This is a genomic window from Bacillus sp. CGMCC 1.16607, from assembly GCF_042683745.1.
Taxonomy (GTDB): Bacteria; Bacillota; Bacilli; order Bacillales; family Cytobacillaceae; genus Pseudoneobacillus.
In genome coordinates this window covers 136042-148021 of sequence record NZ_JBHUJX010000025.1, presented here as the reverse complement: position 1 = coordinate 148021, position 11980 = coordinate 136042, and the positions used below count along the sequence as shown (strand labels likewise).

Here is an 11980-nt window from a genome sequence, read left to right as displayed (position 1 = left end):
GTGAATATTAATAACAAAAGGATGGGATCAATATGCATACGATGTGGAAAGGTAGTATTAGTTTTGGATTAGTTAATATTCCTGTTAAACTTCATGCTGCAACAGAGGATAAAGATGTTAAATTGCGGACATTGCACAAAGAATGTCATTCACCAATTAAATACGAAAAGGTTTGTTCTTCATGTGAAATTGAAGTCAAACCAGAAGATATTGTAAAGGCATATGAATATACAAAGGGTAAATTTGTCGTTCTAGATGAAGAAGATTTAGAAAAAATTCGTAAGGAGAATGAAGAGAAGGCAGTAGAAATTATTGATTTTGTAAAAATTGCCGAAATTGACCCTATTTATTTTCATAAAAGCTATTACATGTCACCAAGCGAAGGAGGAGGAAAAGCTTACTCCTTATTACGAAAGGCATTGGAAGAGTCTCAAAAGGTAGGTTTGGCAAAAATAAATATTCGTTCGAAAGAGCAAATGGCTGTCATTAGGGTATATGAAAACACACTTGTAATGGAAACGATACATTATCCAGATGAAGTAAGGTCTGCAGGGGATGTTCCCAATGTACCGAATGAAGACAAGGTGACAAAAAAAGAACTAGACACTGCAATCTTACTCATTGATCAATTAACTTCAGTATTTGAGCCAACAAAGTATACAGATGAATACCGTACTGCCTTATTAGAATTAATCGAATCAAAACGAACGGAGAAGGATACAGTTACTCCAACAGAAAAAACGTCAGCAGTTTCTAATGTGACAGACCTAATGGCTGCACTGCAGGCATCAATTGATCGAACAAAACCAAAAGCTCCTGCGGCTAAAGCGAAAAAGAAATCTGCTACCCAAAAGGTACGAAAACAGGCATAATGATAAAAACCGATTTCCGAATAGGAGTCGGTTTTTAACATGTGTAAAAGCGCAAAAATCGTTGAATGATATTCATATTGTGAAAATCATTCATATGGTATTCTTTTGTTAAGGAGTTGCAAGAAATGGAGGGAGTTTGAGAAATGAAGTATAATATCCTCATGTTTGTAGATTCAGGTATAGATGATTCTTTTGCCCTCATGTATGCTTTATTAAATCCTAAATTAAATGTTGTAGGTGTGGTAAGTGGTTACGGAAATATTACAAAAGAGCAATCCATTGGTAATACTGCTTATTTGTTAAAGCTAGCAGGTAGAGAGGATATTCCTATCATAGCTGGAGTGGCAGGCCCTCTTTCAGGAGAAACATCTACGTATTACCCAGAAATTCATGGGGAAAAAGGGTTAGGTCCCATTCAACCACCACCTAATTTCGAAGGATTAGATGTATTTGACATTAATAAAATCATTGAAATCGTCAATAAATATAAGAATCATTTAATTATTGTTGCAGTAGGGAGACAAACAGATTTAGCCTTACCTTTTATCATTTATGGAAAAGATGCTTTAAAGGATGTATTAGCCTTTTATATCATGGGAGGAGCATTTTTAGTTCCTGGGAATGTTACGGCTGAAGCAGAAGCGAATATTTATGCAGATCCAATAGCGGCAGATTTGGTCTTTGAAAAGGCTCATAACATATTTTTACATCCACTAAATATAACAAATAAAGCTTTATTAATGCCAGAGGATATTGATTTCCTAGCTCAACATACAAAATCCCCCTTTAAAGAATTACTCAAACCCGCTTACGATTATTATTATAAAGCTTATCAGAATCTTGTCCCTGGAATTAAAGGGGCACCCCTCCATGATGTCGTTCCATTATTTGCGTTAACCAATCCAGGTGCTGTTCAATATGTACCGAAACGGGTACGTGTAGAATTATTTGGCAAATCTAGAGGAAAAACGATTGCTGATTTCCGGCCGAAACCAGATGTTGTAACAGAAGGTCAAAAAGACTGGATTGGAATGACAATTGATTTAGATAAATTTAAAGAAGATTTTATGCAAATTATTTTGGGGAAATAAGGGTTAAAAAAATTTACCGAGATTATTCGGTAAATTTTTTTCATTTTACAGGAATATTGTTTGAATTTGGCGAATTTTAGAGAGAAGAAAGAAAAAGGGGAGTTTAATAATATGAAGCAAGTACTTGTTTTAGGTGGAACGAAGTTTTTTGGTAAGAAGCTGGTCCAACTCTTGTTAGAAAAAGGGGCAGAGGTTACCATTGCAACAAGAGGAAAGGAATCAGATGAATTTGGTCATAAGGTAAAGCGGTTAATGATTGATCGTGAGAATAAAGCTTCCTTAGAGCAATCCTTCCAAGATCAAAGCTGGGACGTTGTATATGATCAATCCTGTTATTCACCACAAGAGGCGTTGGATACCGTTCAAGCATTAAATGGGAAGGTAAAACGTTATATTTTCACCTCTACAATGGCTGTATATGATTTTGGGCTGAATCGAATCGAGGAAGATTTCAATCCATATGAATTCAATTTTGAATATAAGTCTAGAAGTCAGTACCCTGGTTTTTACGGATATCAAGAAGCTAAACGTGCAGCAGAAGCAGTACTTTTTGCACAAAAAGATTTAGATGTCGTGGCAGTGAGGTTTCCAATCGTCATTAGTAAGGATGACTACACCGAGAGATTAAAATTTCATGTAGATAAAGTGCTAAATGGTGAATCAATTGGAATTCCGAATGTGCACGAGAGATTTAGTTTTATTTTGGCAAATGAGGCAGCACAGTTTTTGTATGAAATCGGAGCCTCTTCTTATACAGGACCAATTAATCCAGGTTCAAAAGGAAGTATTTCTTTAGCGGAAATTCTAAATAAAATCGAAACTGTTACCAATAAAAAGGCACTAGTTGAAGAGGAATTAACGAAAGAAAATGCATCCCCGTATGCAATGCCAGGTTCACTTGAAATTAATACAGATAAAGCAGTGGGAATGGGATCCCGTTTTTCGAATTTAAATGAAACGATCGATGAATTAATAGCTTACTATATAGAGAATCGATAGAATAAAAAGGCTCATCCATTATGATGAGCCTTTTTAATTTCCAAACTTAATTGGTAAAAAAGAATAAATTAAGAAGGTTAAATAGCTATGATTACTTTAAAGGTTCTTTAGTGTGTTACTCATATGTTTCTGTCTTTCAAATGATAAGTAACGTGTTCCTTGAAATGTTAAATGTCCATAATCGCCTTCTACGATTTGACCATAGTCGTGATCTTTGACCATAAACTCTAAACGATCCCCACTTTCAAATTCAAAGGTTAAATAATAACTAGTACTCGAATGATGGTGAATATGATTATTATTGTTATGGGAATGCCTACTTACATGTGTTCTTTTAGAAACCACTTTTGAATTTACCGTTAATACAGGTTGATGATTATTATAATTCCATTGCTTAACTCCTCTAAATAATTGAAAAAGAATCATGCCAAAGACAAAAATAAAAAAGAATGGAAAAATCGTTTGAAAGAAACTAAACATTGGATCAAAACCCACTTAATCTGCCCCCCTTTATAAAGGTCTATAATACATACGAAGAATATTTAGAAAGGTTTCAAATAGAGGGAAATCGGTTTTAAAAAAATAAAAGGCATAACAAAGGACAAAAGTTGTCCCATATGTTATGCCTCTAATTGTTTATCGCACATTTCTTTCACTAATGCTTCCTCATCATCTTCAAGACCAATATCAATAAACTTATTCGTCTCTTTTTCGTAAATGTGATAATGGGAAACTCGAGATCCTGTTTCATCAACAATATACAAAACTTTTATTAATAATCCATTTTCATGGAAAAGTTCATCATCTTCTGGTATTTCAAGATTAAAGAAAATCTCATACCGATCACCTGTTAATATTCCAAAAGGATCATTTAATTTTTCAACGGAATGTAAAGTTAAATTCATAATCATTTCCTTTCAATGACAAGTTCTTAAAATGATTTTTGTCTACACTCCATCATACATAATCTGATTGATTATTTCAAATGAACTTTAATTATAAAATAAACGATAGACGAAAGAATCATTACGTTCTATAATTTGTATATTCAAAAATTCAAATATACAACTATTCGAAAGAAGGATTAGAAAATGAAGGGAGTCAATTTAAAGCGTTTAAGCAATTATTCTTTCCAACATTTCAAAAAGGACCTATTTTCTGGTTTAATTGTTGGTATTATTGCCATTCCGCTTGGTATGGCATTTGCAATTGCTTCAGGGGTTAAGCCAGAGTATGGTATATATACAACAATTATTGCAGGTATTTTGATCTCACTTCTTGGTGGCTCGAAATTTCAAATTGGGGGTCCAACAGGTGCATTTGTCCCGATTTTACTTGGAATTGTAATGACATATGGGTATGAAAATTTATTAGTGGCTGGGCTTATGGCAGGAGTGATTTTATTATTAATGGGTCTTTTTAAACTGGGTTCATTAATCAAATTTATTCCACGTCCAGTAACGCTTGGATTTACTGCGGGAATTGCGATAATAATTTTCACCGGACAAATTGCTAATTTCTTAGGCTTAGTTGGGATCAAAAAACACGAAGATTTTATATCAAATATGAAAGAAATAATTTTTCATTTGGATTCTATAAATTTATACAGTTTAATGATTTCAATTATTTGTTTCGTATTAATCATTCTTACTCCTAAATATTTTCCTAAAGTACCCGGTCCGTTAATCGGTCTCATCATTACTAGTATAATAGCGACTTACTTGTTTCCAGAGAAGGTTGCCACGATCGGTTCAACTTATGGTAATATTCGGAGTGAACTTCCTAGCTTCCATTTACCTGAAATTACTATAGAGAAAATCCAGCAATTGCTACGTCCTGCCTTTGTTATTGCCATTCTTGGTGGAATTGAATCCTTGCTCTCAGCCGTTGTAGCTGACGGGATGACTGGTAATAAGCATAATAGTAATAAAGAGTTAATTGGACAAGGAATTGCGAATATGGTTACACCTCTTTTTGGCGGGATTCCTGCTACGGGTGCAATAGCGAGAACCGCAACCAATATTAAAAGTGGGGCAGTATCACCAATATCAGGGGTCATTCATGGGTTAATCGTATTAATCATATTATTGCTATTTGCCCCATATGCTTCAAAGATTCCATTAGCTAGCATGGCGCCGATACTCATGATTGTCTCTTGGAATATGAGTGAAAGAAAGGAATTTATTCATGTTCTTAAGACAAAAACTAGTGATTCTTTTATTCTTTCAATTACGTTTCTTTTAACCGTCTTTACGAACTTGACGATTGCAGTTGAGGTGGGGCTAATTTTAGCAGCTTCCCTTTTTGTAAAGAGAATGAGTGAAATTCTAACTGTTGAAAAAGTATTACCAGACCCATCAGAAAAAAATATGAAGGTAAGATCGAATGTTGTAAAAGACGGCCATGATTGTCCGCAAATTAGTATTTATACGATTGAAGGGGCACTTTTCTTCGGTGCAGCTCAATATTTTGAAAGTTCTATCTCAAGTGCCATTCATCACCAGCCAAAAGTATTAATTTTACGTATGGGTAAGGTTCCTTATATGGATACGACAGCTGAGGCAAATTTACGAAAGATCGTCCATCATTTTAGAAAAAATGGTGGAATGATTATGATTTCTGGAATTCAAAAGCAACCAAAAGAAGTTCTGAAAAAAACAGGTTTATTAAATGAAATAGGCAACCATTTTATCTTTGAACATACAGGGGATGCCATTCAAATAGCTATCTTAAATATTGAACAAAACAAATGTTTAGGCTGTAGGCATTTTGCTTTTCAAGAATGTGGCCATCTGTCTAGTGATAAAAAAATAGAATTAAAGGATTATGTAAATTTTATAAAGGTTAGATCCTAAATAAAGATTGGAGAGAACGATGAATTTAGAACTTCAACAATTTAAAGCAGATTTCTTTAAAGCCCTTGCACATCCACTGAGAATAAGGATACTTGAATTGTTGGCTGAGGGAGATAAAAATGTCAATGAGCTACAAACTTTGATTGGATCAGAGGGGTCAGCTGTATCCCAACAATTAAGTATTCTAAGGAATAAAAATATCGTGTATGGAACAAAAGAAGCAAATCGTGTCACATATTCACTTAGAGATCGTATGATTGTAGATTTGCTTCATATTGCTAGACAAATATTTAATAATCATCTTATCGATACGGCTTCAATGCTAAATAAATTTAGTGATGATTTTATTAACGACATCGAAGAGAAATAACACTAGTTTATTATTATTGATAAATTATCTTAAATTTTAATGTACACAAATCTTTTGAATACAGGATAAATCAAGTTTCCTATGTAAATTCCCAGCATATTCAAAATGAGGTCATCTACATCCAAGCTTCCACGATGGGTAGTAAATTGCATCAATTCAATCATTGTAATGGAGATCAACGGTAGAAAAATAATCTCAAATGGTGAGGCACCGAATTGTCTTTGTCTAATCATTAGAAATGTTCCATAGGGAATGAATAGCCCTATATTTGCAGCCAGATTATAAAATGAGACTAACCAATTAATTTCTCCAAAAAGGAATAACTCTATCGTGGAGAATGGGATTAGGTTCACTGAATGATAATTGGATCCGTTTGGACGAAAAAAAAGTAAGATCATTAATGCAATGGAATATACACTTAAAAGTTTCACTAATAATGAATAAGAAAGATGAATTGATTTTTTCTTTATAAAAAGCAATATAAAAAGCACACAAATAAATATACAAAATAATACAACGATTAAAACAATTGGATGAAGGTAATTGACTAATTTTATTAATATAGGAGATAAAAGTAGAAATGCTCCCAATGATATTAGGGAGGATAGAAATATGTTTTTTTTCATTTTAAAAGCACCTCAAGTTCATTATAACAATGATTTCTTATGAAAATCTTTGTGGTATTGACTCAAATAACTTTTTCCGCCCATTCTTTGGACTTCTATCCCGCATATTGTACATAAGGGAAGGGTTTATAGAAAGGGAGATGCTAAATATGTACAATAGTAGAAATTTTTCTAGTGGTTATCATGGGGGGCATCACGGAGGCGGACATGGAGGATCTCATGGAGGAGGACACTATGGGGGACATCACGGTGGAGGATATGGACATCATGGACATGGATACGGCGGTTTTGGTGCTCCATTTGTAGGAGGATTATTAGGTGGGTTAACTTTAGGAGCATTAGCATCACCTGGAGTTGGATATGGTGGATATCCTTATCCATACCCTACAACTTATCCTTACCCAGCACCTTATCCATATTCGACACCATATTATCCTTATAGCGGCTATCCATATTAAGAGTTCCATTATATTCCAACAATTTCGAGAGATTTCCTATTTATTAAGTTTATTTCAAGGCACTAATTACCTGGTAGTGTCTTTTCTTTTGGCTCTTTTCGTAAAGTTTGTGGCTTTTGTTAAGTTGAACAATAATAAAGGAAAATTATTACATTTAGTAGTATAATATTTATTAAGTTTGTTCAAGTAAAGTCAATAGACATATAGGAGGGGAATATATGAGGGTCTATATTAAACTTTTCTTACTTTCTTTAATATTGATGGGGGTAATTACTGGTTGTAGTAATGAAACTGTGAAACCTGATAATCCCGAAAATACCGCTCGGTTAATGAAATCAGCAATAGAAAATGATGATTATGCTAGTTTTGACTCATTGTTTGTTGACGGAAGGAAAGGCAGTATTTCCGAAAGTGATTTTAAGGAACTTAAAAAAATTACAACTACTCGTGCTGGTTACACAAGGTACCAATTAGTAACTTTTGATAATGGAGAAATGCTTTTGGTAAAGTTAAGCATTCCAAACCCTAATGAAAACAACGAAATTGAAATAGAAGATGTAATTGTTGTTCCAGATGATATGACGGAATTATTCAAATACTAAGAATTGATTGGCGAATACGGACTACAAAAAGTCATATCATTGATAAGGCTTTTTGTTTATACCTCTCGCAAATAACTAACTGTGATGTAATTCACTTTTTGGCAGGCACCTAAAAGCATACCCTTCACTCTTTCGTTTGTTGGTAACTTCTTATTCTGTTGTAAGAATTTGAACCAATAGAGATAGTTGTCGAGGTACTTAGTGGCTACTCCATTAAACCTATCCATCCACTCACCAAGTCGTTTATGAAAGTTATTAACATGCTGAACATGATATATTCCCATTTTGACATATCCCTCTTTGCTAACGTTAATTGTTTCGTGTTTTAGTCCCTTAACCAGAGCAAACTTTTTATAGTTCGTAGCTGTAACTGTGCATAACAAAGCAGAGGGGTCTATATATTCCACAATCACAGCATCTATTTCATCTGCTCTAACACGCCCACGACCAGCCTTCTGAACAACTACTTGACCATTGCGGTCTTGTGCTACCACAACCGCAATCTTAAGACCACTTATGCCTCTTTTTGGGTCTTTCCCACCACGTTTTTTAGGTTCTCTACTTTCAACTTTTCTCCCTTTAAAAGACTCCTTGAAAAAAGTCTCGTCACTTTCAACAATTCCCTTTAACCCTTGAAATCCTAACGAACGTAGTGCGAACAAAATCTTATGTCTCCAATAGAAACAAGTAGATATGTGGATTTCAAGCTCCTCAGCAATTTTGGGCAGGGTGTAACCCTCAATCATCATACGGAAGTATTTAGACCATTTTCCAAGATAACGTGAACCTGAAATTGGGGTATTGGTTAAGTCATTAAATGACTTGCAACAATCGCGGCAGAAGTAACGCTGTCTTCCACGATATTTACCATTGCGTTTAACCTTCACACTTCCGCAATGAACACAACCAAGACCTTCACTGAAACGAGTTTCCCTGATGGTGATATATGTATCTTCCATCTCATTTACTTCGTTAGAGAAGAACTCTTCCTTTAGACGATTAAATAGCTTAATTTGGTCTTGCTTAGGTAAAATCCGTAAAGTAAGCATAAACATCTTCTAGCATTCTTTAACCCCTCCCAAATCAGTATTTTAGTACCCTTTAGGAATATGGTCAAAAAAGCAACAATCTAGACGAAAAGAGCCTTTCTTTTTTATTCATAAACTGCACCTATCGCGAATACATATAATTGGTTCTTTCATTATCAGGGATAAGGGGGAGTAGTTTTGGCAAATCAGTATGAGGGTACAGCTCTATTCGAAAATGGATTTTGGCTTCAAATCTTAGGAGATCATGCAAGATTTATTCATGATTCATTAGCAGCAAATGAAGAAGATTCAATTGAAAAGGCAACCTATTTTATCAATGTGTTTGATGAACTTTTGCAAAATGTAAAAAATATAAATCCGATTGAACTAAGTCAATTGGCTGAAAGAGAAGTACTTCTACTTAAAGAGTTCAAATTAAACCTACTGGAACGATCACTTATTGGTAAAATAAAAATACATCTACCACCGACATTCATTAATCATATGATCAATGAACTTGAAGAGTATCAAAGAATATTAAACTATTTAAAAGCAGGGAAAGTTCCACCTATGATTCATGAACTCCACCATCACTTAATCTGGCTTGTTGATGCTGCTGGTCATGCAGGTGCCATCAATGATAATTTAGATAATGTTGAGAAGGTATTAAAGAAAACAACACATGAGTTTACAAAAACCTTTGAGGATTTTTACTTAAAAGCGGTAGAATTAACAGGATATTTACGAACAAATTTAGCTTCGTTCCCTGCATTGAAGAAATTTAATTCTGATGTTTATTTAGAGATGAAACTATTTAAAGGATTTCTTCATGAAATCGAGGAAATGGGTTTGACGAAAGAGATGTTAGGAACATTTGCACCGCTTATGGCTGATCATATGGCAAGAGAAGAATGTTATTATTTAACAAAATTATCTGAAGCGACAGAATTACCTCAGCCTGACTGTGACCCAACAAAGCCAAGATTAAAAGAAAGCTAATAAATGGAAAAAATCGCATTGAAGATCAATGCGATTTTTGTGCGCTTGGCTTTATTGCAAATAGAGTAATGATTGCCCCCAAAATACTTATACCACACAAAACAAAAAATAAGGCTTTTTCGTTATGCTTCATTAAAATAGCAATGATTGGTGGTCCCGCAGCGACACCAATAAATCGCATTGAACTGTAGATAGAAGTAATCGTCCCGCGTTCCTCTTTTTCAATACCAGCGGTAATTAAAGCATCTAAACATGGTAAACCAGCACCGATACCAATTCCACTAATAACAAACATTGAAATTAGATACCAAAGATCCTTGGAAAAGATTAATAAAGCACTTGAACCAGCTAACAGAACGATTCCAACTAATACGATCCATTTCATTAATAATTTATTCTTTTTGATGATTTTTCCTGTTATATAAGATGATAAACAGAGCGCCCCTAAGGGAATCGCTAAAAATAATCCTTTTTTGACATCCTTTATATTATATACTTTTTCAAACGTATCCGATAAATAAAAAAGAATCCCAAATAGGACGAACATTAAAACAGCGCCTACAAAAAAGATGGCATATAGCCAACGTCCTTTTTCGGTAAAAGTGTTTTTCACATTTGAAAAAAATTCTTTAAAAGGGATCTTCTTTTGATCATTTTTTGGTGAATTTACTAAAAATATCATTAAAATAATTGATATTGTACAAAAGATAGGAAAAGCAAAAAATGGGAGAAACCAAAAAAAACCAGCCAAGAAGGCTCCTAATATTGGGCTTAACACTTTACCAAGCGTATTAGATGTTTCAATAAGTCCCAATGTACTACTTACGTCTTCGTCATCTTTAAACATATCACCAATGAGTGGTAAAACAATCGGAGATGCACCTGCTGCACCTACTCCTTGTAAAGCTCTACCAACTAATATAAGCCAATATCCATCATTTAATTTCCATGAGGCGAATCCAGAAATCAGTCCACCAATTGCTGCAAAGATTAAACTTGGGATAATGACCTTCTTCCTCCCAAGATGGTCAGATATATAGCCAGCAACAGGGATTAGTAAAATAGCGACGATGGAATAAACCGTAATAATCATGCTAGCTTGAAAAGGAGAGATATTGAGTTTCTTTTCCATCGTTGTCAGAACGGGAATAAGCATCGAGTTTCCTAAAGTCATGATAAGTGGAATGGATGAAATAGAAACAATAGCCCATTTCTGTTTTCCAATTTCCCCGCTTGAAGAAGACTTATCTCTTCCCGTTATATTTAATTTTTCAATGTGTTCCATATCGTTTTTAACCGCCTCCTGCAATTATGTAACACTGTTCGTATTATCTGCAATAAACGTGTAAAAAACCTTTCAGACTAGCTGGTAATTTTTCCAGCATGTTATAATGAAAAATGAATGATTTTGTGGGGGAATGTATTTATGACTATAAATAAGCTTTCAATTGGTGGAATTAAAACGTATGAATGGAAAAATAGAATGGAGGACTCAGCGATTGGAAAAGAAGTAGTTCGTGAAGCGTTACTAACTTATAATGGATTTGTAGGTGATACGGTTGCCAACACTGATTTTCATGGTGGTCCAGATCGAGCTGTTTGTTTATACCCGTTGGAACATTATTCGCAATGGGAAAGAGAATTTGGACATAAAATAAATTCACCTGGTTTTGGTGAAAATATTTCTATCTTAGGAATGAAAGAAGATGAAGTTTTTATTGGTGATACATATGAAATAGGGGATGCAGTCATTCAAGTTTCTCAAGGCAGAATACCGTGTTCAACGATTTCAAAGTTCAACCAAATTGACGGATTATTAAATCGAGTTGTAGCAACTGGATTTACAGGTTATTTTTTCCGTGTATTAAAAGAGGGAACAATCAAAAATGATGATTTATTTAAGCTTGTCGATCGAAATGAACATCAAGTATCTGTCCTCTTTGCCAATCAAACATATTTTCATGATCGTGCAAATAAAATGGCCATTGAAAAAATACTTAAAGTTGATGAACTAGCTGAAGTTTGGAGAAATAAGCTTACAGCATTATTTTTGAAACAAAACAGTTAAAAAGAACTCTTT

General features: G+C 34.2%; 13 protein-coding genes and 1 pseudogene. 9 read left to right on the top strand and 5 right to left on the bottom strand.

Features of this window, described 5'->3' with window-relative positions; translation table 11 throughout:
• Positions 1-32 precede the first annotated feature (32 nt).
• The 3 genes from ku (at position 33) to ACFSO7_RS17045 (ending at position 2962) form a co-directional block, all read left to right on the top strand.
• Positions 33-872, top strand: a complete 840-nt coding sequence (gene ku / locus ACFSO7_RS17055; RefSeq protein WP_377878543.1) for a non-homologous end joining protein Ku — start codon at positions 33-35, stop codon at positions 870-872.
• Between the two features lie 143 nt (positions 873-1015).
• Positions 1016-1963 carry a nucleoside hydrolase gene (locus ACFSO7_RS17050; protein ID WP_377878542.1) on the top strand — a complete coding sequence of 316 codons (948 nt, stop codon included), beginning with the start codon at positions 1016-1018 and terminating at the stop codon, positions 1961-1963.
• Positions 1964-2074: 111 nt separating this feature from the next.
• Positions 2075-2962 (top strand): NAD-dependent epimerase/dehydratase family protein, encoded by an 888-nt coding sequence (locus tag ACFSO7_RS17045; protein ID WP_377878541.1) that lies wholly within the window; start codon positions 2075-2077, stop codon positions 2960-2962.
• Between the two features lie 96 nt (positions 2963-3058).
• Here the strand turns inward: ACFSO7_RS17045 and ACFSO7_RS17040 are convergent, their stop codons facing one another.
• Together ACFSO7_RS17040 and ACFSO7_RS17035 are read right to left on the bottom strand one after the other, a co-directional pair.
• Positions 3059-3457 carry a DUF2500 domain-containing protein gene (locus ACFSO7_RS17040; protein WP_377878540.1) on the bottom strand — a complete coding sequence of 133 codons (399 nt, stop codon included), beginning with the start codon at positions 3455-3457 and terminating at the stop codon, positions 3059-3061.
• A 125-nt stretch (positions 3458-3582) separates the two neighbouring features.
• Positions 3583-3867, bottom strand: a complete 285-nt coding sequence (locus tag ACFSO7_RS17035; RefSeq protein ID WP_377878539.1) for a DUF6509 family protein — start codon at positions 3865-3867, stop codon at positions 3583-3585.
• Between the two features lie 186 nt (positions 3868-4053).
• Here ACFSO7_RS17035 and ACFSO7_RS17030 point away from each other — a divergent pair, with 186 nt between their 5' ends.
• Together ACFSO7_RS17030 and ACFSO7_RS17025 are read left to right on the top strand one after the other, a co-directional pair.
• Entirely contained in the window at positions 4054-5817 is a 1764-nt protein-coding gene (locus tag ACFSO7_RS17030) for a SulP family inorganic anion transporter (protein WP_377878538.1), read from the top strand.
• A 19-nt stretch (positions 5818-5836) separates the two neighbouring features.
• Positions 5837-6187 carry an ArsR/SmtB family transcription factor gene (locus ACFSO7_RS17025; RefSeq protein WP_377878537.1) on the top strand — a complete coding sequence of 117 codons (351 nt, stop codon included), beginning with the start codon at positions 5837-5839 and terminating at the stop codon, positions 6185-6187.
• Between the two features lie 29 nt (positions 6188-6216).
• On the opposite strand, the gene ACFSO7_RS17020 is transcribed toward ACFSO7_RS17025, so the two are convergent.
• On the bottom strand, positions 6217-6813 hold the full coding sequence (locus ACFSO7_RS17020; RefSeq protein ID WP_377878536.1) for a VanZ family protein: 597 nt from the start codon (positions 6811-6813) through the stop codon (positions 6217-6219).
• 149 nt (positions 6814-6962) lie between these two features.
• On the opposite strand from ACFSO7_RS17020, the gene ACFSO7_RS17015 reads away from it, so the two are divergent.
• Both ACFSO7_RS17015 and ACFSO7_RS17010 read left to right on the top strand, forming a co-directional pair.
• The gene (locus tag ACFSO7_RS17015) at positions 6963-7271 is read left to right on the top strand and encodes a hypothetical protein (protein WP_377878535.1); all 309 of its coding nucleotides are present in this window, start codon (positions 6963-6965) and stop codon (positions 7269-7271) included.
• A 218-nt stretch (positions 7272-7489) separates the two neighbouring features.
• Positions 7490-7873 (top strand): hypothetical protein, encoded by a 384-nt coding sequence (locus tag ACFSO7_RS17010; protein ID WP_377878534.1) that lies wholly within the window; start codon positions 7490-7492, stop codon positions 7871-7873.
• 56 nt (positions 7874-7929) lie between these two features.
• On the opposite strand, the pseudogene ACFSO7_RS17005 reads toward ACFSO7_RS17010, so the two are convergent.
• A pseudogene (locus ACFSO7_RS17005) lies at positions 7930-8938 on the bottom strand (IS1595 family transposase).
• A 161-nt stretch (positions 8939-9099) separates the two neighbouring features.
• Between ACFSO7_RS17005 and ACFSO7_RS17000 the strand changes: the two are divergent.
• The gene (locus ACFSO7_RS17000; RefSeq protein ID WP_377878533.1) at positions 9100-9900 is read left to right on the top strand and encodes a DUF2935 domain-containing protein; all 801 of its coding nucleotides are present in this window, start codon (positions 9100-9102) and stop codon (positions 9898-9900) included.
• Between the two features lie 25 nt (positions 9901-9925).
• On the opposite strand, the gene bcbE is transcribed toward ACFSO7_RS17000, so the two are convergent.
• Positions 9926-11185: a bacillibactin exporter BcbE gene (gene bcbE / locus ACFSO7_RS16995; RefSeq protein WP_377878532.1), complete on the bottom strand. Its 1260-nt coding sequence runs from the start codon at positions 11183-11185 to the stop codon at positions 9926-9928.
• A 141-nt stretch (positions 11186-11326) separates the two neighbouring features.
• Here bcbE and ACFSO7_RS16990 point away from each other — a divergent pair, with 141 nt between their 5' ends.
• Positions 11327-11968, top strand: coding sequence for an MOSC domain-containing protein (locus tag ACFSO7_RS16990; RefSeq protein ID WP_377878531.1), 642 nt, complete (start codon positions 11327-11329; stop codon positions 11966-11968).
• The last annotated feature ends 12 nt before the right edge of the window (positions 11969-11980 follow it).

Excerpts from the sequence above, each read along its gene's own strand:
- ku (WP_377878543.1), top strand. The coding sequence starts at position 33 with ATGCATACGATGTGGAAAGGTAGTATTAGTTTTGGATTAGTTAATATT.
- ACFSO7_RS17050 (WP_377878542.1), top strand. The coding sequence starts at position 1,016 with ATGAAGTATAATATCCTCATGTTTGTAGATTCAGGTATAGATGATTCT.
- ACFSO7_RS17045 (WP_377878541.1), top strand. The coding sequence starts at position 2,075 with ATGAAGCAAGTACTTGTTTTAGGTGGAACGAAGTTTTTTGGTAAGAAG.
- ACFSO7_RS17035 (WP_377878539.1), bottom strand. The coding sequence starts at position 3,867 with ATGAATTTAACTTTACATTCCGTTGAAAAATTAAATGATCCTTTTGGA.
- ACFSO7_RS17030 (WP_377878538.1), top strand. The coding sequence starts at position 4,054 with ATGAAGGGAGTCAATTTAAAGCGTTTAAGCAATTATTCTTTCCAACAT.
- ACFSO7_RS17025 (WP_377878537.1), top strand. The coding sequence starts at position 5,837 with ATGAATTTAGAACTTCAACAATTTAAAGCAGATTTCTTTAAAGCCCTT.
- ACFSO7_RS17020 (WP_377878536.1), bottom strand. The coding sequence starts at position 6,813 with ATGAAAAAAAACATATTTCTATCCTCCCTAATATCATTGGGAGCATTT.
- ACFSO7_RS17015 (WP_377878535.1), top strand. The coding sequence starts at position 6,963 with ATGTACAATAGTAGAAATTTTTCTAGTGGTTATCATGGGGGGCATCAC.
- ACFSO7_RS17010 (WP_377878534.1), top strand. The coding sequence starts at position 7,490 with ATGAGGGTCTATATTAAACTTTTCTTACTTTCTTTAATATTGATGGGG.
- bcbE (WP_377878532.1), bottom strand. The coding sequence starts at position 11,185 with ATGGAACACATTGAAAAATTAAATATAACGGGAAGAGATAAGTCTTCT.
- ACFSO7_RS16990 (WP_377878531.1), top strand. The coding sequence starts at position 11,327 with ATGACTATAAATAAGCTTTCAATTGGTGGAATTAAAACGTATGAATGG.